General features: G+C 32.2%; 24 protein-coding genes. 8 read left to right on the top strand and 16 right to left on the bottom strand.

Translation table 11 applies throughout. The features are described from left to right. Position 1 precedes the first annotated feature (1 nt). From QWY99_RS12540 to QWY99_RS12520, 5 genes are all read right to left on the bottom strand, one after another. Positions 2-841 (bottom strand): hypothetical protein, encoded by an 840-nt coding sequence (locus QWY99_RS12540; protein ID WP_290265778.1) that lies wholly within the window; start codon positions 839-841, stop codon positions 2-4. Between the two features lie 59 nt (positions 842-900). Next, complete coding sequence (locus tag QWY99_RS12535; protein ID WP_290265777.1) at positions 901-1,950, bottom strand: head maturation protease, ClpP-related; 1,050 nt, start codon at positions 1,948-1,950, stop codon at positions 901-903. A gap of 14 nt (positions 1,951-1,964) precedes the next feature. Next, positions 1,965-2,189: a hypothetical protein gene (locus QWY99_RS12530; protein ID WP_290265775.1), complete on the bottom strand. Its 225-nt coding sequence runs from the start codon at positions 2,187-2,189 to the stop codon at positions 1,965-1,967. A gap of 270 nt (positions 2,190-2,459) precedes the next feature. After that, complete coding sequence (locus QWY99_RS12525) at positions 2,460-2,603, bottom strand: hypothetical protein (RefSeq protein WP_290265774.1); 144 nt, start codon at positions 2,601-2,603, stop codon at positions 2,460-2,462. Between the two features lie 546 nt (positions 2,604-3,149). Further along, positions 3,150-3,380, bottom strand: a complete 231-nt coding sequence (locus QWY99_RS12520; RefSeq protein ID WP_290265773.1) for a hypothetical protein — start codon at positions 3,378-3,380, stop codon at positions 3,150-3,152. A gap of 111 nt (positions 3,381-3,491) precedes the next feature. Here QWY99_RS12520 and QWY99_RS12515 point away from each other — a divergent pair, with 111 nt between their 5' ends. Continuing rightward, positions 3,492-3,938 carry a helix-turn-helix domain-containing protein gene (locus tag QWY99_RS12515; protein ID WP_290265772.1) on the top strand — a complete coding sequence of 149 codons (447 nt, stop codon included), beginning with the start codon at positions 3,492-3,494 and terminating at the stop codon, positions 3,936-3,938. A gap of 624 nt (positions 3,939-4,562) precedes the next feature. Further along, the gene (locus tag QWY99_RS12510; RefSeq protein ID WP_290265771.1) at positions 4,563-5,471 is read left to right on the top strand and encodes a phospholipase A; all 909 of its coding nucleotides are present in this window, start codon (positions 4,563-4,565) and stop codon (positions 5,469-5,471) included. Positions 5,472-5,508: 37 nt separating this feature from the next. Here QWY99_RS12510 and prfB read toward each other — a convergent pair. Further along, a protein-coding gene (prfB, locus tag QWY99_RS12505; protein ID WP_290265770.1) for a peptide chain release factor 2 occupies positions 5,509-6,610 on the bottom strand; the annotation gives its coding sequence in 2 pieces (ribosomal slippage) (positions 5,509-6,546 and positions 6,548-6,610; 1,101 coding nt in all). A 152-nt stretch (positions 6,611-6,762) separates the two neighbouring features. On the opposite strand from prfB, the gene QWY99_RS12500 reads away from it, so the two are divergent. Next, the gene (locus QWY99_RS12500; RefSeq protein WP_290265768.1) at positions 6,763-7,782 is read left to right on the top strand and encodes a threonine aldolase family protein; all 1,020 of its coding nucleotides are present in this window, start codon (positions 6,763-6,765) and stop codon (positions 7,780-7,782) included. A 200-nt stretch (positions 7,783-7,982) separates the two neighbouring features. Here QWY99_RS12500 and QWY99_RS12495 read toward each other — a convergent pair whose 3' ends face one another. After that, on the bottom strand, positions 7,983-8,303 hold the full coding sequence (locus QWY99_RS12495; protein ID WP_290265767.1) for a YbaB/EbfC family nucleoid-associated protein: 321 nt from the start codon (positions 8,301-8,303) through the stop codon (positions 7,983-7,985). Between the two features lie 138 nt (positions 8,304-8,441). On the opposite strand from QWY99_RS12495, the gene QWY99_RS12490 reads away from it, so the two are divergent. Together QWY99_RS12490 and capA are read left to right on the top strand one after the other, a co-directional pair. Next, positions 8,442-10,502, top strand: a complete 2,061-nt coding sequence (locus tag QWY99_RS12490; protein WP_290265766.1) for a S9 family peptidase — start codon at positions 8,442-8,444, stop codon at positions 10,500-10,502. Positions 10,503-10,573: 71 nt separating this feature from the next. Next, positions 10,574-11,614: a cysteate synthase gene (capA, locus tag QWY99_RS12485; protein WP_290265765.1), complete on the top strand. Its 1,041-nt coding sequence runs from the start codon at positions 10,574-10,576 to the stop codon at positions 11,612-11,614. A gap of 152 nt (positions 11,615-11,766) precedes the next feature. Here the strand turns inward: capA and QWY99_RS12480 are convergent, their stop codons facing one another. The 5 genes from QWY99_RS12480 to gcvT all read right to left on the bottom strand — a co-directional run bounded on the left by QWY99_RS12480 (position 11,767) and on the right by gcvT (position 18,104). Then, a complete protein-coding gene (locus tag QWY99_RS12480) occupies positions 11,767-12,429 on the bottom strand; it encodes a hypothetical protein (RefSeq protein WP_290265764.1) in 663 nt (220 codons plus the stop codon). Between the two features lie 300 nt (positions 12,430-12,729). Continuing rightward, positions 12,730-13,482 (bottom strand): hypothetical protein, encoded by a 753-nt coding sequence (locus QWY99_RS12475; RefSeq protein WP_290265763.1) that lies wholly within the window; start codon positions 13,480-13,482, stop codon positions 12,730-12,732. 136 nt (positions 13,483-13,618) lie between these two features. After that, positions 13,619-14,332 (bottom strand): YebC/PmpR family DNA-binding transcriptional regulator, encoded by a 714-nt coding sequence (locus QWY99_RS12470; RefSeq protein ID WP_290265762.1) that lies wholly within the window; start codon positions 14,330-14,332, stop codon positions 13,619-13,621. 470 nt (positions 14,333-14,802) lie between these two features. After that, positions 14,803-16,833, bottom strand: coding sequence for a S41 family peptidase (locus tag QWY99_RS12465; protein WP_290265761.1), 2,031 nt, complete (start codon positions 16,831-16,833; stop codon positions 14,803-14,805). Positions 16,834-17,021: 188 nt separating this feature from the next. Beyond that, positions 17,022-18,104, bottom strand: a complete 1,083-nt coding sequence (gene gcvT, locus QWY99_RS12460; RefSeq protein ID WP_290265760.1) for a glycine cleavage system aminomethyltransferase GcvT — start codon at positions 18,102-18,104, stop codon at positions 17,022-17,024. Between the two features lie 233 nt (positions 18,105-18,337). Here gcvT and QWY99_RS12455 point away from each other — a divergent pair, with 233 nt between their 5' ends. Beyond that, positions 18,338-19,186 carry an NAD(P)H-hydrate dehydratase gene (locus QWY99_RS12455; RefSeq protein WP_290265759.1) on the top strand — a complete coding sequence of 283 codons (849 nt, stop codon included), beginning with the start codon at positions 18,338-18,340 and terminating at the stop codon, positions 19,184-19,186. An 81-nt stretch (positions 19,187-19,267) separates the two neighbouring features. On the opposite strand, the gene QWY99_RS12450 is transcribed toward QWY99_RS12455, so the two are convergent. Further along, entirely contained in the window at positions 19,268-19,546 is a 279-nt protein-coding gene (locus tag QWY99_RS12450) for a hypothetical protein (protein ID WP_290265758.1), read from the bottom strand. Positions 19,547-19,759: 213 nt separating this feature from the next. On the opposite strand from QWY99_RS12450, the gene QWY99_RS12445 reads away from it, so the two are divergent. Beyond that, positions 19,760-20,542, top strand: a complete 783-nt coding sequence (locus tag QWY99_RS12445; protein ID WP_290265757.1) for a HipA family kinase — start codon at positions 19,760-19,762, stop codon at positions 20,540-20,542. Then, complete coding sequence (locus QWY99_RS12440) at positions 20,532-20,915, top strand: DUF3037 domain-containing protein (RefSeq protein WP_290265756.1); 384 nt, start codon at positions 20,532-20,534, stop codon at positions 20,913-20,915. Before QWY99_RS12445 ends, QWY99_RS12440 begins: the two co-directional genes overlap by 11 nt. 884 nt (positions 20,916-21,799) lie before the next feature. On the opposite strand, the gene QWY99_RS12435 is transcribed toward QWY99_RS12440, so the two are convergent. The 3 genes from QWY99_RS12435 to QWY99_RS12425 all read right to left on the bottom strand — a co-directional run bounded on the left by QWY99_RS12435 (position 21,800) and on the right by QWY99_RS12425 (position 24,049). Then, positions 21,800-22,348 carry a HutD family protein gene (locus tag QWY99_RS12435; protein WP_290265755.1) on the bottom strand — a complete coding sequence of 183 codons (549 nt, stop codon included), beginning with the start codon at positions 22,346-22,348 and terminating at the stop codon, positions 21,800-21,802. Between the two features lie 57 nt (positions 22,349-22,405). Then, a complete protein-coding gene (locus QWY99_RS12430) occupies positions 22,406-22,912 on the bottom strand; it encodes a GNAT family N-acetyltransferase (RefSeq protein ID WP_290265754.1) in 507 nt (168 codons plus the stop codon). An 84-nt stretch (positions 22,913-22,996) separates the two neighbouring features. Next, positions 22,997-24,049 carry a serine hydrolase domain-containing protein gene (locus QWY99_RS12425; RefSeq protein WP_290265751.1) on the bottom strand — a complete coding sequence of 351 codons (1,053 nt, stop codon included), beginning with the start codon at positions 24,047-24,049 and terminating at the stop codon, positions 22,997-22,999. Between the last annotated feature and the right edge of the window lie 168 nt (positions 24,050-24,217).

Here is a 24,217-nt window from a genome sequence, read left to right as displayed (position 1 = left end):
CTTAAATTTTAGTTGACAAAATAGCACCAAGTGCTTTATTTCTTATTGGTAGCGCTAAAAATCTTTTATCAAAACCAACTATAGTCGCTCTTAATTCGGGGTCATTTTGACGTTCGAACATATTCACGCTACCGTCTGCTTTCATAACTTCCTCAGAACTGAAAGAGAACGAAGCGAAAGTTGAGTTTGCATCTGCAATAGAACCCCAAGCCTGTTTTTCTTTAGTAACGAAATTGTAAAGCGGGGTTTTCGTGTATTGCAAAACGTTAAAGCCTGCAAAACGGTTAGGTGTACCGTTAACAAAGTCCGTAATATCTTTGAACGCTTTAATATCATATAGAATTAAATCCTCAACGTGATTTGGGTCAAGTACTAAATATCTGTTTTCAAAAGGAATATCTAACAGATCATACTTCTTTTTTAACTTTAAAATGTCTTCGGGTACTAAACGCTTATAACCTTCGCCGTTATTATCTCCTGTTGTTACAAGAATTGGCGTATTTGTAGTGTTTTCCGTTGGAGCATAAGCGTGCGCCGCTTTTCGTCCTGTCATTGCTTTCAAAACGTTTCTGTGTCCATAGATAACACTTTCTAACTTATCGTAAGCAAGTTCCACAGCTTCTGGACTTCTAACAAGTGTGTTTTCCGTTTCGTACAAATCTAATTCAAGAGAAAGAGGCGTGTCGGTTCTCTGAACTATCGGAATTGGATAAGTTTTATTATTAATTAAAACATCAGGATCAAAACCGCAATCAGCTAAATTGATTTTGTCATTATCGACTAAATCAGTCATATCCTTTGCGTAATTTAAGAATGATGCCTCAGGGTAAAATTTTTCCATAATTTGGCTAGTCCAAACTTGTTTATTCAATGTACTCATAATATAAAATATTTAAAAATTTAATGGTTATACTCTTCTTTAATTAATTTTGTGTAAAGGTCTTTGTCGTTCTCTAATTCCTTTGGAGCGTGTTTTCTGTAATCTTGTAAAGTCCATTCGCTTTTAGGTTTATCAGTAATTTTAACCTCCTCAACTTGTTTTTTTCGTCCTAAAACAACTTCCCTAATTAGTTTGTGATTATGATTTAGAGCTTGTGAATTTTGAACCTCGCTTATAGCTAGTTGTAAATCAGTTTTTGTTTTTTTGAAATTTCGTTCGAAAGCTAATAACTGTACAGCTTCTAAATGTTTATTGATAACCCCATATTTGATTCCAATTGTGATTAACTCTTTTGCTTCGATTTTTTGGTTGTTTAATATTTCGGTTTTAATCCTTCTGTTTTCGGCTTCAAGTGATATGTTTTTGTTTTTTAAACTTTTTACCGACTGAATTATAGTACCGCTATCCGAATTATGTTTTAAACCTAATAGAGCCGTTAAAGACTGTGATTTATTAATTTCTTTTTTATAACTCATATAAACGGCTTTAAGGTTTTTGACTTTTGTGTTTGGAGCTGTTTTCTGTAAAACTTCCTCTGTGACTTCATCAATAAACCCTTGTTCAAAAGCTTCCTGAGCTGTTAACCATGTTTCGGCATCTAACATTAATGTAATTTCATCAATACTTAGCCCTGTTCGTTCAGAATAGCTATCAGTTATCAATTTTTTAACTTTGTCTAAAAGTTGTATTTCTGAGGGTGATTTTTCCCTATCCTCTCCATTTAGAAATGACGGATTATGAATCATAATCATAGCGTTTTTTGAAGCCGTAATTTTACGTCCTGCCAACATTATAACTGTCATCATTGAAGCCGCTAAACCGTCTATTTGTATATCACATTGTCCATGTTCAATAATTGCATTATACATAGCCCAGCCTTGAAAAACTGCTCCCCCTGGAGAGTTAGCCCTAATCTTTACGTCTTGTCCATTTAAAGCAGAAAGTTGTTCAATAAATTGAGAATCGGTAATATCAAAACCAATCTCTCCATACATTAAAATCTCATTCATATATTCTCTTATTTTTAAATTATTTTTTGATTTTCTATTTTAGATAAAGTGAAATCTATCTTTGATTGCATTTTTTTAGAGTATTCAAATGGTCTGTTAATTATTACATCATCATTCATAAGTATTCCACGCTCTTGGTTTATGCAAATCCTTTCGCCAATTGAAAAGACACTTTTGTTTTTTGCCGTACAATACTCTAATACTGTTTGTAATTCTTCAAGTCGTAATTCTCTATCCATTTGTTTTCAATATTTTTATTACTAGTTAAAATCGATTTTCTAATTGTTTGATTGCGTTTGCCACTTTGTTTTTTTTAATGTTTTAACTATATTCCAATCGTATTTTCGCCTAAACCTTCTTTAATTGCTATTTGTTTCTTATTTAAAACACGTTTAAATAATTAGATTGCTCTTGTTTTTTTTACACATAATTTTGTTTACTTATTAAAACACTAAAACCCTTTGTCTATAAAGGGTTTTCCATATTATGATAGGGGTGATGGAATTTTATTAATGTGTTGTGTAACCAATTTTTGTAAAAAACTCACTGGCGTAAATCCCTGTTAATCTATTACTCTGATTGTAATCAATTTTTGAATAAAAAGTTGAAGCCTCTAAGACACCTTCTTCTTTTTCAAACAACGTACTTTCCATAGATGCAACATTTTTTTGCGTGCTCAATGACATCTTAACCCCTTGATATATCTCATTCCAATTAATACCCGGGGTATTCCTGTAACAATCTTTGATTTAAGCCCATTTAAAAACGTAACTTCGGTTACTAATACTTTGTTAGGCATCACAAATAAATACTGCGATAATTCTTCTGGTTTTATGACTTGATTTTTCATAATTTTGTCGTTCTATTCGGTTAATAATTTATTATTGACTTTGGGAGCTTCACAAGAGCTCCCTTTTTTTTGTTTACTTTTTTTTAAAGGCTTATTTCCTTTTGAAGTTTCATTATTTTAATGATTAAATATTTTGTCAACCTTGATAATCGTATCGATAAGAATCTTTTGGCTTTCCATATTTCCAAAAGCCTCTTCAATCAAGGAATTTGAAAACACGAGACATTGACTTAAATTCTAATAAATCAGTATTGTTTTTGTGTATTCCTTTTTATTTCTATAAAATCTTTTAATAAATAATCTGTTAGAAAAAAAACTTTTTAAGTATGCTTTTTTCACACTTAGAGTATTATTGTGCATTACATAAATTGAAAGCATATTTTTTAACTTTATTAATTAGCACTTCTTTTTCGTTAATTATTTTTTTCATTATTAAGACTGTATTTTTATCATTTCTATTAAATCTAGAAACGGCGGTCTCTCTTTTTAAATCCAAAACTTTACTTAATGTAATATAATCCCCAATTTCAATTTTAGATTTTATTGATGTCTTAATGTTTTCTATGTCTTTTTGTTCCATATATTTGTTTGAAATTGAAATACCAATAATGCAAATATATTACAATATGTAATATAAATTACACTTTGAAATATTATTTTTAATATAATTTACACATTAATGGACAAGTCGTTGATTATAAATGAAGTAAAAAAGCATCTAGGTTTTAAAAAGGATGTTGATTTTGCCACATATTTAGGAATAAGCCAGAGTACTTTATCGGCTTGGCACAGGAGAGGAAGTATTAATTACGTGTTAATTATTACAAAATGTAAAGATATTGACGCTAACTGGTTGTTGACGGGAAAAGGTAAAATGTTGAAACCTGAAACAGAAAGGATTTTAAATGCCGATAAAATTGAATTTAAAGAAGATTTAAATAAAGAAATTGAATTACTAACTAAATTGGTCGAAAGTCAAAAAGAAACCATTGAGAGCCAAAAAATAGTTGTTAGAGTTTTATATGAAAAAGTTTATTCCAAAAGTATTGAAGATGATTTTGAATTTAACGATCCTTTAGCTCAAAACATAATAGACAAAATAGAATCAACGGTAGTTAAAAAAACAAATAAATTTTAATTTATTCATTGAAGAAAGTTAAGGTTTTAGCCTTAATAAAGGCAGTATCCATATAAATTCAATGAGTTAAAAATTCAACTCACTAATAATCAGTAAGATAATTGTTTTTAGGTGTTATTATTTGCGTTTTTGGGGGGTATTTAGATGTGTTTTTATTAGCTTTAGCTTTATTAATATGCTTTTACGGGGCATTCTATGTATATATTTTTCGCATTGATGAAGCAACCCAATATGCAACCCAATACGCAACCCAATAATAGAAAAGAGTATTTTTTTACACTTTATCAATATATCGAAATTCAGGTTTAAATTAACTTTAATCAATAGTTAAAATCAGTTTAAATACGAGTAAACAAACTCTCTAATAGCTTGTTTTTGATAGGTTTAAAGTTTTTTTTAGTTCTTTTAATCTATACTTAACTCTTATAGATATTTAATCGATGCTTGTGCGGTATTTATTGGTGGCTTATTCGTAATTAATTGAAGCTTCGTTTTTAAACAAAAAAAAACGCTCAACTTACGTGAGCGCCTTATTTTTATGGATTTTTCGCCCTTTTTTGGACGTTTTTATCTTTATTCTTTTGGTAGTATTGTTTTATGCCCTATAAAAACACCGAAAAGTTTATGAAAATATTTTTAAATAAAAAAATACTCGTTTTCCTATTATTTAATTCTTTCTTTACTTATTCTCAAGTAAAAGACTTGTTTAGTAAACCTACTCAGCTACATACAATATCTGAAAGGTGGGAACTAACTCCAGAGTCATCAAACGGAACATTCTTGGTAACACCATACAAGCCTATTTATATCTTGCCTCTTAATTGGTATAGTTCTCCTAATGAGCAACCTTATTCAGGTAATGGTAAACCAGAGTATGTTGCGCCACCAGGAACAAATTATAATAATCTTGAAACAAAGTTCCAGCTTAGTTTTAAAACAAAAATTTTTCACAATGCTCTTTTTGGCAAAGGTGATTTGTGGGTTGCATATACGCAGAAGTCCCAATGGCAGATTTACAATGAAACTTTATCAAGACCTTTTAGAGAAATCAACTATGAGCCAGAGGTTATTTTTAATTACCCACTTAATTTTAAATTTTTAGGTTTTAATATGCGAATGGCTGGTGTTGCATTTAATCATGAATCAAATGGAAAAGGATTGCCTTTCTCTAGAAGTTGGAACCGAATTATATTTCATTTAGGATTTGATCGCGATAATTGGAGTGTATATGTAAGACCGTGGTTAAGGCTTCGCGCAACAAAAGATGATAATCCTGACATTGCTCAATATATAGGACGTGGAGATATTAATATAATTTATACTAAAAATAAAAGCGTGTTTACTTTTACAGGAAGCAATAATTTAAGTTTTAATAAAAATAGGGGGAATGCTGCACTTTCTTGGTCGTATCCAATTGCTGGAAATTTGAAAGGATTTCTTTTGGCAACCCATGGTTATGGAGAAACTTTAATTGATTATAATAATTTGCAAACAACGATAGGAGTAGGTGTTTCTTTAATTGGGCCACTTTAGAGTAATAAAAAACCCAGCAAAAATTGCTGGGTTCTAATTAAGATTCTTCTTCTTTTTGTCCCATCATCATTAAAAATGCTTTTAGGAAAGGGTCGATTTCACCGTTCATTACTCCATCAACATCACTAGTTTCATAACCAGTACGTACATCTTTGACTAATTTATAGGGTTGCATCACATAATTTCTAATTTGTGATCCCCATTCGATTTTCATTTTCCCTGCTTCAATATCGGCACGTTGCGCTTGTTGCTTTTTTAATTCGATTTCATATAATTGAGATCGTAACATTTGCATAGCACGTTGCCTGTTGTCTTGTTGTGATCTTGTTTCAGAGCATTGAATTTGAATTCCAGTTGGTTTGTGTACCAATTGAACTTTTGTTTCTACTTTATTAACGTTTTGTCCTCCTGCACCACTAGAGCGCGAAGTCGTAATTTCAATATCAGCAGGATTAATGTCGATTTCAATACTGTCATCTACAAGTGGATACACATAAACAGATGCAAACGAAGTATGACGTTTGGCATTGCTATCAAAAGGAGAGATTCGAACTAAGCGATGTACGCCGTTTTCTCCCTTTAAATAACCAAAAGAATAATCGCCTTCAAACTCAAGAGTAACGGTTTTTATACCCGCAACCTCGCCAGCCTGAAAGTTAAGCTCTTTTATTTTGTAGCCATAGCTTTCGCCCCACATCATATACATACGCATAAGCATTCCTGCCCAATCGCAACTTTCGGTTCCGCCAGCACCAGCAGTAATTTGAACTACGGCACTTAAACTATCCCCTTCATCAGAAAGCATATTTTTAAACTCAATGTTTTCAATATGAGATTCTACAGCTTTGTAATGGGCATCTAATTCTTCGGCTGAAATAGCTCCTTCTTTATAGAAATCATAGGCAATTTGAAGTTCATCAGTAAGCTCGATAGCTTTGTTGTAGTCTTCGATCCATTTTTTCTTGTTTCTCAGATTCTTTACAATGGCTTCGGCTTCCTTCGCATTGTTCCAAAAATCGGGTGCAAAAGTCTTTTCTTCTTCGTTAGCGATTTCAATTAATTTGGCATCAACGTCAAAGATACCTCCTCAACGCACCAAGGCGCTCTACAATACCTTTTATTTGTTCGGTAGTTGTCATAAATTATTAGTAGTTTTAATAAGATTTTTATAAATAATTCGTTTAATTGCTTAACAGTTTTCTAATGGGGTAAAATTTATATAACTTCATTGAATTAGAAAACACGAAATACGTAATTTTGTTGGACAAAAATAAGATATAGTTTTTATAATATGGAAATAAATTTAATTAGTGATACAATCACCAAACCAAGTGTTGAAATGTTGCAATACATGTTCAATGCTAAAGTTGGAGATGATGTTTACAAGCAAGACCCGACGGTTATTGAACTTGAAGCTGGAGTAGCAACAATGTTTGGTATGGAAGCAGGGTTATTTTTTCCATCAGGAACCATGGCAAATCAAACCGCAATAAAATTACATACACAACCAGGAGAGCAATTAATTGCCGATAAATATGCACACGTTTTTCATTATGAAGGGGGAGGAGCTTCGTTTAATAGCGGCGTTTCTTGCTGTTTGCTAGACGGAAATCGTGGTATGATCACTGCTGAGCAGGTTGCAGGAGCGATTAATGATCCAGAATTTTACCATAGTCCACTTACAAGTTTAGTATGTGTTGAAAACACTACTAATAAAGGAGGAGGTGCCTGTTATGAACTTGAAGACTTAAAGAAGATAAAGAGAGTTTGTGATGCTAATAATTTGAAGTTCCACTTAGATGGAGCTAGAATTTGGAATGCATTAGTTGCTAAAAGGCAAGATCCCAAAGAATTCGGTCAAATATTTGATACTATTTCTGTTTGTTTCTCTAAAGGATTAGGTGCACCTATTGGCTCTATGTTATTAGGGTCTAAAGCAGATATTAAGAGAGCATTGCGAATTCGAAAAATGCTGGGTGGTGGAATGCGTCAAGTTGGTTATTTGGCAGCAGCAGCAATTTTTGCACTAGAAAATAATTTAGAAAGATTAGCCGAGGATCATCGCAGAGCAAAAGAAATTGCGGCAGTTTTAAGCACGAAACATTGGGTAGCTTCAATAGAGCCTGTAGAAACTAATATTTTGATTTTTTCTTTGCAACCTAATTTTAGTGAGCAACTTTTGATAGAAAAATTAAAACAGAAAAATATTTCAATAAGTTCGATGGGGCACGGTAAACTTAGAATTGTAACGCATCTTGATTATAGACAAGTAATGCATACGTATGTTTTAGAAACGTTACAGAAGATTTAGAGAAAGTTTCATAGATATTGAGGTTCAAAGGTTCAAAATTTGCTAACAGGTGTGAAATTTTGAAGCTTTGAGCCTTTTTTATCTTTTGATGTGTTTTTTCGCGGAAGCATTAATTTTTAAAAGCTTCATAAATAAAAAGGTTCAAAGTTTACTAATAGTGTAAATCTTTGAACCTTTGTGTTTTGCAAGTATTGAGTGTCTTATTTAAACAAATCATCCATTCCAGGAATCATTGGCATATCCATTTTTGCAACAGCATCAAGTTCCGTTTGGTTAACATCTGTAGCTTTTTCTATGGCTTTATTTAATGTTACAATTAAGTAATCTTCTAATTGCTCTTTGTCTTCAAGTAAAGAATCAGCAATTGTAATTGATTTTATTTTTCGGTTAGCTGTCAAAGTAACTTTTAATAATCCGTCAGCGCTTTGCTCATCTATTAAAACTGTATCTAATCGTTTCTTAGTGTCTTCCATTTTTTGTTGGGTTTCTTTAAGTTTTCCCATCATTCCCATTAAATCCATTTTCGGTAGTTTTTAAATTATTGAACGAAATTACTAATTCAATTTTAAAATCAAGTGTTAATTTACATAAAAAAGAATTAAGTTGCGTGTTCGTTTATGTTATTTTTGTAAATTCATTTTAAAATTAAAATTCAAAAAATGCCAAATAAAATTGCTGCTCCAATAGCTAAAGAAATTCCTAAGTCATTAAAAAAACATAAAGAAGTTAGAATTGATAATTATTTTTGGCTGAATGATAGAGAAAACCCTGAAGTCATTGATTATCTAAATCAAGAAAATGCGTACTACGAAAGTATGACAGCGCATACTAAAGATTTACAGAAAGCATTGTACGAGGAAATGAAAGCTAGAATCAAGGAAGACGATGAGTCGGTTCCTTATTTTTATAATGGATATTTTTACATAACTCGTTTTGAAACGGGCAAAGACTACCCAATTTATTCTCGAAAAAAAGAAAGTTTAACTGCAGATGAAGAAATTTTATTCAATTGTAATGAATTATCTGTAGGGCATAACTATTTTAAATTAGGAGGCTTGAGTATAAGTCCGGATAATAAATTTGTGTCTTTTGCACAGGATATTGTTGGGAGAAGAATTTATACAATTCAGATTAAAAACTTAGAGACAGGTGAAATTCTTTCCGACAAAATTGAAAATTCAACAGGAGGTTCTGTTTGGGCAAATGACAATAAAACGTTGTTTTATACCAAGCAAGATGAGGTAACGCTTCGTGCTGATAAAGTTTTTAAACACAAAATAAATACTGATTCAGCTAATGATATTTTAATCTTTGAAGAAACAGATGATACCTTTAATGTTTCTATAGGTAAAGAAAAATCACGAAAATATATTGTAATAAGTTCAGGAAGTACTTTGACTTCTGAGTACAGAACATTAAACTCTGATGATCCCGATGGAGAATTTGTTGTTTTCCAACCTCGTATTCGTGGTTTAGAATATAGTATTTCGCATTTTGAAGACCATTTTTACGTTCTAACTAATAAAGACAAGGCAACTAACTTTAAGTTAATGAAAACGCCTGAAAATGCTACTGGAAAGAAAAACTGGAAAGATCTTATTCCGCATAGAGAAGATGTTCTATTAGAAGACATTGAAATTTTTAAGAATTATTTGGTTGTTGAGGAACGTTCGAATGGTTTAAACCACATCCGAATCATGCCTTGGAATGACGAACCAGATTATTATTTGCCTTTTGAAAACGAAACATACAGCGCTTTTACCACTACTAATGTTGATTTTGATACAGATATTTTACGTTATAGTTATCAATCTTTAGCTACTCCATCTTCGGTTATCGATTTTAATATGAAAACGAAAACTAAAGTTATCCTAAAGGAACAACAAGTTTTGGGAGGTGAATTTGATAAAGATAATTATATCGAAGAACGTATTTGGGCTACAGCCACAGATGGCGTAAAAGTGCCTATTTCTATGGTTTACCGCAAGGGATTGGAGAAAAATGGTAAGAATCCATTATTGCTTTACGCATATGGTTCATACGGAATTACAATGGATACTTATTTTTCATCTACGAGATTATCATTGCTAGATAGAGGTTTTATTTTTGCAATAGCACATATTCGTGGAGGGGAAGATTTAGGAAGACAATGGTATGAAGATGGTAAATTATTAAAAAAGAAAAATACTTTTACAGATTTTATAGATTGTTCTAAATATGTAATTGAACAAAAATATACATCTCCTGAGCATTTATATGCCGAAGGAGGCTCTGCAGGTGGGCTTTTAATGGGAGTTATCGTAAATTGGGCTCCTGAATTATATAATGGAGTAATTGCTCAAGTACCTTTTGTAGATGTTATGACCACAATGTTAGATAGTAGTATTCCGTTAACTACAGGAGAGTATGATGAGTGGGGAAATCCGAATACAAAGAAATATTATGACTATATGTTGTCTTATTCGCCATATGACAATGTAAGTGCTCAAGAATATCCTAACATGTACATTTCTACTGGGTTACATGATTCTCAGGTGCAATACTGGGAGCCAGCCAAGTGGGTGGCCAAATTAAGAAATAAAAAAACTAATAATAATTTATTATTCCTAAATACAAACATGGATGCAGGGCATGGCGGAGCTTCCGGGCGCTTTGAAGCATTAAAAGAACTAGCCAAAGAGTTTAGTTTTTTATTAGATTTAGAGAAAATTAAAATGTAATTAGATTTTTTTTGTTAAATTTGCATCCTGTCGAGGTTAATTTAAAAATACCCTCGATTAACTATTTTTTTATGAAAGAAGAAATAACTGCTTACAACAACGTTTTAGAGTTAATAGGGAATACACCGCTTATTAAGCTAAACAAAATCACAGAAGGGTTAGAAGGTAATTTCTACGCAAAAGTAGAAGCTTTTAATCCAGGACATTCCTCAAAAGATAGAATTGCATTATATATTATTGAAGAGGCCGAAAAGAGAGGGATTTTATCTCCAGGAGATACAATTGTAGAAACTACTTCCGGCAATACAGGTTTTAGCTTAGCAATGGTTAGCATTATAAAAGGTTATAATTGCATACTCGCTGTTAGCTCAAAATCATCCAAAGATAAAATTGACATGTTACGTAGCTTAGGTGCCAAAGTATATGTTTGCCCCGCGCACGTTTCTGCAGATGATGAACGCTCTTATTATAATGTTGCTAAAAGATTGCATGAAGAAACCAAAGGTTCGGTTTATATCAATCAATATTTTAATCAATTAAATGTTGATGCACATTACAACACTACAGGACCAGAAATTTGGGAACAAACAAAAGGTCAGATAACGCATCTTATTGCTTGTAGTGGAACTGGAGGAACAATCTCGGGAACTGCAAAATTCTTAAAGGAGCAAAATCCAAATATTAGAATTCTAGGAGTTGATGCTTTTGGATCGGTATTAAAAAAATACCACGAAACAAGAGAATTCGATAGCAAAGAAATTTATCCTTACCGTATAGAAGGCTTAGGTAAAAATCTTATCCCATCGGCTACAGATTTTGATATCATCGATAAGTTTATAAAAGTTACCGATGAAGAAAGCGCTCACTCTGCAAGAGAAGTTACTAGAAAAGAAGGTTTATTTGTAGGATATACATCTGGTGCAGTAATGCAAGCAATTAAGCAATATGCAGAAGAAGGGGAGTTTACTAAAGATAGTAATATAATAGCAATATTTCCTGATCATGGTTCACGTTACATGAGTAAAGTGTTTAGCGATGATTGGATGAACGAACAAGGTTTCTTTGACAGTGTCAATGAAGAAGAAGTTCAAAAAATAGAATTTGTAAAGTAGTAGATAATACTCTTATATATTAAAAAGCTCCGGATACTTCTGGAGCTTTTTTTGTTTAGAATAGTTTAGGAAGTTTGTCTATTACTGGCTCTTTGAAGAGGCTTTAAGGGTAAGTTTGGTCTTATTCCTTATTTTTTTGGATGCACTTAGTCTTATTTCTGTTCCATCATAACTAACTGCTTATATTCTTTAAATTCAAAACCTTTTAGTTCAGATTCTTCTAATGTTTTTTTCAATTTTTCACTTACTAATATAAGTGGAGTAATATTGTTTAGGCTAATAATATCATAATTAGGAAAAGTATCTAGTAAAGCTATTTTTTTTATTAGAATTTCTTTTTCAAAATTTAATTCCACTTCTAATTTATGAAGTTCTTCTATTGATGAAACTTTAATTTCTTTTAGTACTGTTAATGGCCATTTTTGAAATAATTCAAATGTTGTTTTTTCGAAATCAATATAACCTAAAAGACTCTCAATAAAATGAAACCAATGATATTTTAATTCCTGATTGCGATGTACGACCTCTATTTTATAAAATTGATGAGGTGGTAGATTGAATTTTTCGATTATGTTTTTTAAATTATCATCAATTGTAAGTCCTTTAAAACCTGGTAGGGAATGTAAGAAATTAGTGTTTAACGCTTTATCTCTAATTTTTATACTATATAATGGTTTGAAATTAGGGAATTGATTCCAAGGAACATTCCAATATGAATCTGGAGATGATAAATTATAGTTTTCAGATTTTTCTATTTGAGGGTAATCTCCGATAGTATTTAATTCGTCAGTATTAAAAAATGTGTAAAATTTCATTTTTAATTAATTTCATATTTAATGTTAATACTCTCTGTTTTATTTAGTCTCCTCAGTTCGTTCCCCTCTTAATTATTGCTCTAGTTGATTGTCTGAGTTTTGTTTCAATGAAATGCATTTTTCTCCATTAGTAGTTCATTAAATCAGGTAGAAGATTATGCAGAACTGATTGTGCATCCTATTCTGAATTCAGTCTATCTTTTTTATACTCTTTCTTTGGATAGCTAGTCGCTATAAAATCTGGTGATTTAGTAAAACGAGGTTAAGCTCAAAATGAATTTTATTTTTGATGTTATTTATTTAATAAAAATATAGAAATGTTGGAGATGGGGCTTCATTTCGAATAGTATATACTTTTTCTGTTGGGTAGTTGTTTTCGTTATACTTATAAGAAAAAGTTGCTGTAGTAACTGGAACACTACCACTAGATTCAGAGATGCTTGTTTCTTTTACGATATTATTATTACTAGCTGTATTTGAATCTACTAATAAATTAAAACCTAAGACATTTTTGTATGGATTATTTTGGTTGTCATACTCATATATTCTTATTGTTTTAACTCCATTACGAGAACTTTCTGATATTACAAGATTCCCGTTTTTGGATGTATATTTCCCAGTACTTTCTTCAGTTTTTGCACCAGTAGTAGCATTTATTCTAAAACTTTCATAAGTAATTGTTTCGTTTGTGTTATGAGTATATAGTGTTTTAGAATAGGTCGTGGTATTAGGTACTTTTATTACAGCACTAGTTTGCTTTCCATTAGCATAGGTATATTCATTTGTTACAGCAAGACTACCATCATTTAGGAATACTTCTATTTTAGTAATATAGTCTCCTGTGTAAGTATATCTAACATCACCATCTTCATCTTTATTACTAACTATTTTATTTCCATTATAGGTTATATTGCCTGTTATAACAAGGCCGTTGAGGTCAGAGATTATTCTTTTTTTTACTAAAATTAATGGAGTTTCTTTTTCATTATCATCCGATGAACAAGAGGCTAATGTTAGGAGAATAGTACTAAATAAGAATAAAATTTTTTTCATAAGACTTGGATTTTTTAATTCTCGCAAACATAAAAAACTATTTTGAATAGGAGTTATGATTTTATTTTAATTCTAGTTTATCATAAAAAAAAACTCCAGATTTCTCTGGAGTTTCGTAGATATATAAAGTAATAGATTACTCTTCTTTCATGGTATGATATACGTTCATTACGTCATCATCCTCTTCTATTTTTTCGATCAGTTTCTCTACATCTGCAATTTGATCTTCAGTAAGTTCTTTAGTGATTTGCGGAATACGCTCAAAGCCAGAAGACAGAATTTCTATACCTCTGTTTTCAAGTTCTTTCTGTAGTGCCCCAAAGCTTCCAAAAGGAGCATAGATTAAGATACCATCTTCATCTTCAAAAACCTCTTCAGCACCAAAATCGATTAATTCCAATTCTAATTCTTCAGGATCAAGATCACCTTTAGGGATACGGAAGTTACAAGTATGGTCAAACATAAACTCGACAGAACCTTGAGTCCCCATAGTTCCGTTGCATTTATTAAAATAGCTACGAATGTTCGCTACAGTACGGTTATTATTATCAGATGCAGTTTCTATCAATATAGCAATTCCGTGAGGAGCATAACCTTCAAATAAAATTTCTTTGTAGTTGGCAGTATCTTTATTGCTGGCATTTTTTATCGCACGTTCAACATTGTCTTTCGGCATGTTGGCAGCTTTTGCATTTTGTATAACAGCTCTAAGTCTAGAATTGGCATCTGGATTAGGGCCACCTTCTTTAACAGCCATTACAATATCTTTACCAATTCGGGTAAATGTTTTGGCCATTGCTGACCAACGCTTCATTTTTCTACCTTTTCTAAATTCAAACGCTCTTCCCATTGCTGATTTTTTATTTTGTGTTGCAAAAATACAGTTATTAGTTATTTTACAAAAACAAACGCTATTCTTTTTTTAAATTATGTTTACTGTTTCAGTTTTCAGTCTTCAGTCACAGTCTTCAGTCACAGTCTTCAGTCACAGTTTTGAGTTTACAGTCTCAGTGTCATCCTGAGCGGAGTTGAAGGGCAGTCTCAGTCTTCAGTTTTTTAAACTAGTATACGAAAGTAATTATCGCCAAAAAAAGACTTAAAACTACGACTGTAAACTAAATTACCGCAAACCAAGTCTGCAAACTGTAAACTGCGACTGCAAACTAATTACCGCAAACAAAGCCTGAAAACTGAATACTGCGACTGCAAACTAATTACCGCAAACCAAGGCTAAAAACTGCGACTGTATATTGTAAACTAAATTACCACAAACCAAGACTGAGACTGAAAACTGAAGACTGCGACTATAAACTAAGAAAACTACCTCGCGGCATTAAAATCATTAATAATATTTACAGCTTCTTTCAGGTAAGGATTCGTTTTAAGATTATCAATTTGATATTGATTCATTGTTTTCTCGCTAGGGTGAATCCCTAAAAGGAACCTATTGACTGTAGAGTTGTATACATCCAAAGGATCATTCTTAGTGTTAAAAGAAGTTATTTCCTCCCATAAGCTAGTTCGAGTCTTTTTCTGCTCAAAAACAGCGTCTAATGTCATAGAAATTTCAGTTCGTGGAGAGTTAATCAATTGATCTATCTTTTGATTTACTGTAATTATATTGTTAAAATAATCACTAGCTGCGACTCTAATACTACTATCATCGGACAAAGTATTTATTAAACTTCTTTTTACGTAAGGTCTAAATTTTAAAACAGGAACAATAGAGTCGTTTTTAATAGCAGTTGGAAAATTTTTCTCCTTTTGAATAATATTTTCATAAAACTCAGGCAGAACCACATCGGGAGTTATTCCTATATATTGGTGACTTTTACCTGTTATTCTGTAGAATTTATTAATTGTTATTTTCAAGAAATCGGTATTCTTATTCGGGTCAAGAGATTGTATCGTTTGCATAGTTGCTTTTCCCAATGTAGTGCTTCCTAATAATAGCGCACGATTGTAATCCTGCATAATCGATGCAAAAAACTCACTTGCAGATGCAGTATTACCATTAACGAGAACAACAACAATTCCTTTGTAAAGCATACCTTTATAAGGATCATTAATAACCGATTGCTCATTTTTATTATCCACAACAATCGAAATTGGCCCATTGTCAATAAACATTCCTGCTAGTTTTATGGCCTCTTCCATAGACCCGCCACCATTATCTATTAAATCAATAACGAGTCCTTTAATGTTGTCTTTCTGTAATTTCAAAATCTCTTTAACAGTATCATCGGCACAACCTTTACCGCTATTGCCTTCTAAATCGGCATAAAAGCTTGGGATTTTTATATAACCAATCTTACTCTCTTTACCAATTATAAAGCTAAAAACAGAGTTTTCTTCGTCCTTCATAATTTGTTTTTCGATGCTAACATCAAAACTTTTTCCAGCATTTCTTTTAAGAGTAAGCGTTATGTTCTTATTAGATTCAGATAAAATCATAGATGAAATAGACTCAAGAGTGGCGCACGAAACTTTTAGCGTTTCTTTTTGGTTAGAGACAGAGATAATCTGGTCTCCTTTTTTGATTAGACCAGTTTGAAATGCAGGACCATTCGAATCTAATTCGGCCACAATAATTTCATTTTTCTCATTAAGATTAACATTCAAGCCCAATGATAAATGCTCTTTAGATAACGAAGCCACAAAGCTAGATTTCGAGTCATCACTAAAATAGTTCGTATGAGGATCAAAGTACGTACAGAAGTAATTGTATAGTTTCTCTTGCGGTTTTTTCTCCGTTTGCAATAGCGTATTAATTTTACATATTTCATTATCAAGAATAGACTTTTTATAAGTAGCTTCAAGAGATTTAAAATTTGTTTTAAGGGAATCTAGATTGGTACTTACCTCTGCAATTTGATCTAAGATTTCATAGCGCATTTTTTTACGCCAAACTTTCTCAACGTCATTATCCTTCATATATACAGGAAAAGATTTTTTATAAAACCGAATCGTATCCTTTGCAGAATAGTCAATAGGTTCAATTAGAATTTTTTCCAATGCCGTTTTATTTCTTATGAGTCCATTTCTATATTTAGAAATAATATCATTTAAGAAAGAGCAATCTTTGTTGAGAATTAGATTGTCGATATTTAAGCGGTATTTTTTGACAAGTACATCGTATTCCGATTTCAGAAAAATATTTCTAGACGGATCAAGATTGTCAATTAAGTTATCAAAAACAAAAACCGATAGACTATCATCTACCGGTTTAGGTTGTATATGTTCGCTTTGAATAAGCGTATTTATTTTAGTTAAAATTTCACATGTAGAATCACTATTTTGACCAAACAGGGAGAAACTAAGAAGCAGAAATACCAATGGAAATTTTTTCATAAATCGAGTATCAACATTTCAACTAAAATTACGCTAATTTTTTTGATAAAACGAGTATAATCTCACTAAAATGTAAATGTCGAAACAGAAAAAACCACAGCCTAAATTGATTTCTGTGATAAAACAGAGCTAATCAATTTAAGCTGTGGTATATAAGGTAGGCTTTAGTATAGTGCTTTAAAAATAAATTATTTTTTGTAGAAAGGTAATTTCACCACTTTAGCAGGAACATCATTTTTTCTAATTCTAATAAAGATATCGCTGTCTATGGCGCTGTTTGCAACAGTAACGTAACCCAAACCAATTCCAATATTCATAGAAGGAGACATAGTTCCAGAAGTAACGATTCCGATAACATTACCAGATGCATCAACAATTTCATATCCTTGTCTAGGTACCGCACGCTCTTGCATTTCAAAACCTACAAGTTTTTTAGTAACACCAGCTTCTTTTTGTTTTTTAAGGTTTTCAGAATTAGTAAAATCTTTAGTAAATTTTGTAATCCAACCCAATCCAGCCTCAAGAGGAGAAGTCGTATCGTCAATATCATTTCCGTATAAACAGAAACCCATTTCTAAACGTAAAGTATCGCGAGCGGCCAATCCAATTGGTTTAATTCCAAAAGAAGCACCAGCTTCAAACACTTTGTTCCAGATTTGTTCTACCTCATCATTTTTGCAGTAAATTTCAAAACCACCAGAACCAGTATAACCAGTAGCCGAAATAATTACGTTATCGATTCCTGCAAAAGTACCAATTTCAAAATGGTAGTAAGGAATAGCAGCTAAATCTACAGTAGTTAAACTTTGCATTGCTTCAACCGCCTTAGGACCTTGAATTGCTAGTAAAGAGTAATCATCCGAAAGGTTTTTCATCTCAGCACCCACATCATTGTGAGAAGAAATCCAATTCCAATCCTTATCAATATTCGAAGCATTTACAACAAGTAAATACTCTTCATCTTTCATTTTATAAATAATCAAATCATCTACAATTCCGCCATCATTATTAGGTAAGCAAGAATATTGAGCTCTACCAATGGTTAGTGTAGAAGCGTCATTCGAAGTTACTTTCTGAATCAAAGCCAAAGCATTAGGACCAGTTAGTAAAAATTCACCCATGTGCGAAACGTCAAAAACGCCCACACCAGTACGAACCGTTTCGTGTTCAGCATTAACACCTTCGTATAAAATAGGCATATTATAACCAGCAAAAGGTAGCATTTTTGCTCCTAAACCCTCATGTATGTGCGTTAGCGCAATATTTTTCATTGTGTGTGTCTATAAAAGTGAATCGCAAATTTATTCAAAAAATATTGTAAACAAGTACTCAAAATTATAAAAATCGCAAAGATTAGGAGCTATTTCCTGCTATTCGCTATATCTTTATGTTTTTAAAGAAAAAACACAAAGGATACCGCTACTATCAGGGCTACAGACTGTCAGGAAGCATTTATCATTTAACAATCAAGTTTTTTGTAATTTTAGATATAAAATCAATTTCAATGAAAGCAACAATTGCAATAACCCAAGCCGAGATTAAAAAAATCTACAAACCTATAAATCCGCATACACACAAAGGAATACAAGGACATGCGCTGATTATTGCAGGAAGTTACGGAAAGATAGGAGCAGCAATTTTAGCATCCAAAGCCTGTATAAAATCAGGTTGCGGACTCGTAACTGCTCACATTCCTAAATGTGGTTATGAAATTCTTCAAGTAGCAATTCCCGAAGTAATGGTCATAACAACAGTTCATGAAAAACACATCTCCGAAATCACATTAGAAATAGTTCCGCAAGCCATAGCAATTGGCCCAGGAATAGGGCAGGAGCTAGAGACACAAAAAGCATTTCATGAATTCTTAAAAACCAACCAAACGCCTTTGGTCATCGATGCCGATGCACTGAATATTTTATCTCAAAATAAATCTTGGCTTAATTTATTACAGCCAGAAACGGTACTCACTCCGCATCCAAAAGAATTAGAGCGCTTAATCGGGAGTTGGAATTCTGATCAAGAAAAATTCGAGAAAGCCATTGAATTCTCTAAGAAATACGAAGTAATCATAGTTATGAAAGGTGCTCCAACACATATTATAAAAGAAGATATCGTTTATCAAAATACTACAGGAAATGCTGCATTGGCTACAGCCGGAAGTGGTGATGTCCTAACCGGAATAATCACAAGTTTGCTAGCACAAGGATATCAACCAATTCAAGCAGCTCAACTCGGAGTGTATCTACATGGTTTAACAGCCGATATTGCTTTACCTCAAACAGGTTATCAATCATTCATAGCATCTGATATTATTGATAATTTAGGAAAAGCATTTTTGTCGATAGATTCTTAGACTACTTAGATTGTTAGACAAGCAAGATTTAAGCAATAAAGGTTAAATTTTGAAAAATCTGATACTCTTACCAAATCTGCGTTAGCCAAAAGCAATTGCGACAAAGTAGATTTTTGTAGAACCGTAGGTTTTACAAAAATCCAAAAATCCAAAAATCCAAAAATCCAAAAATCCAAAAATCCAAAAATCCAAAAATCCAAAAATCCAAAAATCCAAAAATCCAAAAATCCAAAAATCCAAAAATCCAAAAATCCAAAAATCCAAAAATCCAAAAATCCAAAAATCCAAAAATCCAAAAATCCAAAAATCCAAAAATCCAAAAATCCAAAAATCCAAAAATCCAAAAATCCAAAAATCCAAAAATCCAAAAATCCAAAAATCCAAAAATCCAAAAATCCAAAAATCCAAAAATCCAAAAATCCAAAAATCCAAAAATCCAAAAATCCAAAAATCCAAAAATCCAAAAATCTAATTAATCTAACAAGCTTGCTTGTCTAAGAAGTCTAATAATCTAAGAAGTCTAAAAATCTAACCATCTAAATGAGTAAGTTTGTATTCCAGTAAAAGCTGATTATGAAAAACAAACTCGATTTAAGAACGGTAAACGTGACGCGATATATAAGTCCGTTACGCGAAGGAGGTTCTTTGCCCGCTTTGGCAGAAGCAGATGATGATTTTAAATACGTCCTAAAATTCAAAGGAGCAGGACATGGCGTAAAAGCGCTAATAGCCGAATTAGTAGGAGGAGCAATTGCAAATGCATTAAAACTTCAAATTCCCGAATTAGTATTTGCGAATCTCGACGAAGCTTTTGGAAGAACCGAAGCCGATGAGGAAATTCAGGATTTATTACAAGGAAGCCAAGGGCTTAATTTAGCACTGCATTTTTTGTCAGGCGCTATTACTTTTGATCCCGTTGTAACAGAAGTAGAACCAAAACTAGCTTCACAAATAGTTTGGTTAGATGCTTTTATCACCAATGTAGACCGTACGTTTAGAAATACCAATATGCTAATTTGGCATAAAGAACTTTGGCTAATAGATCATGGCGCATGTTTGTATTTTCATCATTCGTGGAATAATTGGGAGCAACATGCCAAGAGTCCTTTTGCGTTAATCAAAGACCATGTATTATTGCCACAAGCAACACTTTTAAAAGAAGTAGATTCAGAATATAAAGCCGTTTTAACTACCGAATTATTACAGGAAATTGTAGCGCTTATTCCAGACGAATGGCTCAATTGGGAAGATAGCGATGAAACGCCAGAAGGATTGCGAAATGTATATTTCCAATTTTTGCAAACACGATTAAATCATTCTGAAATTTTTGTAAAAGAAGCCGAAAATGCAAGATAGTCACTTATATGAATATGCCGTAATCCGTGTTGTACCAAGAGTTGAACGCGAAGAATTCCTAAATATAGGTATCATATTATTTTGCAAGAGAGCCAAATTTATAAAAGTATTATACCATATAAACGATGCTAAAATTCAGGCACTTTCATCAGATTTTGATGTCGAACAATTGCATTGTAATTTAACATCACTGCAAAAAATAGCTATTGGAGCAAAAGATGGAGGGCCAATTGGACAAATGGAAATCCCAGAGCGTTTTCGTTGGTTAACAGCAATTCGTAGTTCGGCAATCCAAACCTCACGACCGCATCCAGGCTTATGTCAGGACTTAGATAAAACCATCCAACGGTTGTTTGAAGAGTTAGTAATGTAACTGAGAAAAGGTTCAAAGGCTCAGAGTTGCAAAGGTTCAGAGATACAAAGACTCAGATTTGCAAAGGTTTAAAGGTTCAGAGTTTAAAAGGCTCAGAGTTTAAAAGGTTCAAAGTTACAAAGGTTAAAGGGGTTTTATGATTTCAGAAATCATTTAATCCTTTTAATCAGTGGCAGAAAAACTTTTTGTTTAATCTAATATCCCAAAAAGACAAAGATTCCAAGCAATTTTTTGCGACTTAGCGTCTTTGCGAGATAGCATATTTAGTTGATTATAAGAAACCTTGCGTTCTTAGCGATTAATTTTAAAACTTAAACAAACATTCCAAAGAGACACAGTAACAAAGTTTCAGAGTTTCAAAGGAGCAAAGCAATTTTTTGCGACTTAGCGTCTTAGCGAGATAACATATTTAGTTGACTATAAATAATCTTAGCGCTCTTTGCTTTTAATATTAAAACTTAAACAAACATTCCAAAGAGACACAGTAACAAAGTTTCAGAGTTTCAAAGTAACAAAGCAATTTTTTGCGACTTAGCGTCTTAGCGAGATAACATATTTAGTTGACTATAAATAATCTTAGCGCTCTTTGTGTTTAATTTCAAAACTTAAACAACTCATTTTAATCAGGGACTTTTTTTAAAAATCCAATATTCCAAAGAGACACAGTAACAAAGCAATTTTTTGCGACTTAGCGTCTTTGCGAGATAGCATATTTAGTTGATTATAAGAAACCTTGCGCTCTTTACTTTTAATATTAAAACTTAAACAAACATTCCAAAGAGACAAAGATTCCAAGCTATTTTTTGGGACTTAGCGTCTTTGCGAGATAGCATATTTAGTTGACTATAAAAAACCTTGCGTTCTTAGCGATTAATTTTTAAAAATTAAAAATCCAATATCCCAAAGAGACACTCATTAGAAAAATGAAGAATAATATCTTCCTTTTCCTGATTTTCAATTACCAATAAATCATACGGTTTTAGATGATAAGGCTTGTCATTAATTTGAATAACCGTTGCATGTAAAGAATATAGAATCAGTATTTGAGCATTACTGATTTGATTCCCATTGGTTAATTTCAGATTATGATAAGATACCTTCTCAGAAACCATCCAATTAAAATCAATGCCTTTCGTATAAGAAGTAACATCATCATCCGAATTAAATTCCATGATTTCATATTTCGCATAGGTTTTCTTCGCGTTGTTAATCTCAACATGCAAGCTATTATCAAGCATAGCCAAGTATCGATGGTAGCCTTCAAATCGGGTAAACTCAGAAGGCTCTTTCTCTATTGTAGCACTGCTTATTCTGAATATAAAATCCCTATCAGAATAGCTAGCTGTTTTCGGAAATATCAGATATTCATATGTCAGTCCACCGCTCCAAACAGAAGCAGTACAATCATCTTTAGACAAAAGGCGTATATTCATTTTTATGGGATTAATTTAGACATATTACAAAAGTAAAACGGATTGCTGTCTAAAGACTTAAACCTTTTTCTCTAGCACAATAAACACCAAAGGATCTTTTGAAATCGTAACATGAACATCACTTTCAGGAAAAGGCTCTCTTTTACCAGTATCTGCATAACCATTGCGTTTGTACCATGCAAGCAGTTCTTCGCGCACCGATATAACAGTCATTACAATTGTAGGCAAACCTAATGATTTAGCATAAACCTCGGCTTGTTGAAGTAGCTTTTTACCAATACCACTATTTTGTAACTCAGGCGAAACAGTAAGCATTCCTAAATAGAGTTTATCCTTTTTTTCTACTAGTAAAACCGAACCAATAATTTGGTCATTTTCAGTAAATTTCAAGATAGTGTTTTTCTTGTCTTCAATAGTTTCAGTTAGTTCGTCTTCTGTGGTTCTTTTTCCTTCTAATAAGTTTGCTTCGGTAGTCCATCCTTTTTTAGAAGATTCACCGCGATAAGCTGAATTTATTAATGTATTTAATGCTGGAATATCCTGTAATGTTGCTTTTGTAATCATGAGTATTATATTCTTCTTTTTTTATTATAAGTAAATTAGAGATGCCTAGGAGGTTTATAGTTAGGTGCTCTATAATTTAATTTATTATTTCTCCAACAAACCACTTTTTAAAACGATGTCTCTGATTTTAGATTCAAAATAATAAGAAATATCAAAATTTTCAAATGTTTGGTTTTCTAAAATGATAATACTAGTATTCGTTTCTGGATAAAACAAATTTACAGAAATAAATCCTTGGTCGGGAACAATTCCGGTATGACCAAATTCTTTAATTTTAGCTTCATCATTTACTCGAATGCCAAATCCATATCCAATTTCTTTCTCACCAAAAACGCCATGTTGGTTTGTAATGCTGTAAGAAGTCATTCGGCTGTAAGCGGCTTCTTTTAAAAGTTTACCATTATGGAGTAAGCTATTCCAAATTGCTAGATCTTTTACAGTGCTCACAAGTCCAGCTGCAGGAATTCGTTCTTTAGGAATAACAAGACCTATAATTTCCTTAGTTGTATTGTCTTTAAAGTATTCACGACCGTTTATAATCTCTTTTTGGTTAGCTTCATTTGGGAAAAAACTATCTTTCATTTTGTTCACTTTAAACAATTCGTTTACAACAGCTTCATATGTTTTATTAGAAGTTCTTTCTATAATTTGACCAAGTAAAATATAATTCAAATCGGTATATTTAAATTGAGTTCCAACAGGAAAGATTGTTGGCTTTTCTAAATCTACAATTCCAGAAGTATGATTCAGTAAATTCTCCACCGTTACAGTACTTGTCCAAGGTTGTTTAAGGTTCGGTAAATATTTTTTTATAGGTGTATTTAAAACGATTTTCCCTTTTTCAACCTCTTGAAGAATCAAGACCGCTGTTATCTGCTTGCTATTAGACAGAATAATGAAATGGTCATCTAATTCTAGGGACGTTTTTTTTGTGTAATTAGAATAGCCATACGCCTTTGAATACTTTGTTTTTCCGTTTTGAGAGATTAGTATGTTACCATTAAACGGACGAACTGAAGTTGTTTGAATCAAGCTATCAATTCTAGCGCTGTAATTGTCTTTGTCTTGAGCCAAAACAGTCTGCTTAAAAGCAAATACCAGTAATAGAATAGGGAGAAACTTAGACGTAATTTTCATAAAATTATAATAGTTTTTGGAGTTTTATAGGATAAAAAAGCAAGACAAAAATACTATTATATTTGTTAAATGTTTATTTTGAAATAGGATAAAAACTAGGTTCGAAAAAGTTTTTAATTTAGTGTTTTCCTATTAATGCGGGTTGAATTGTATCTAGCTTTAGCTGGA

This window comes from Flavobacterium branchiarum (genome assembly GCF_030409845.1).
Taxonomy (GTDB): domain Bacteria; phylum Bacteroidota; class Bacteroidia; order Flavobacteriales; family Flavobacteriaceae; genus Flavobacterium; species Flavobacterium branchiarum.
The sequence above is the reverse complement of the archived record's forward strand: the minus strand, read 5'-3'. Positions and strand labels throughout refer to the sequence as shown.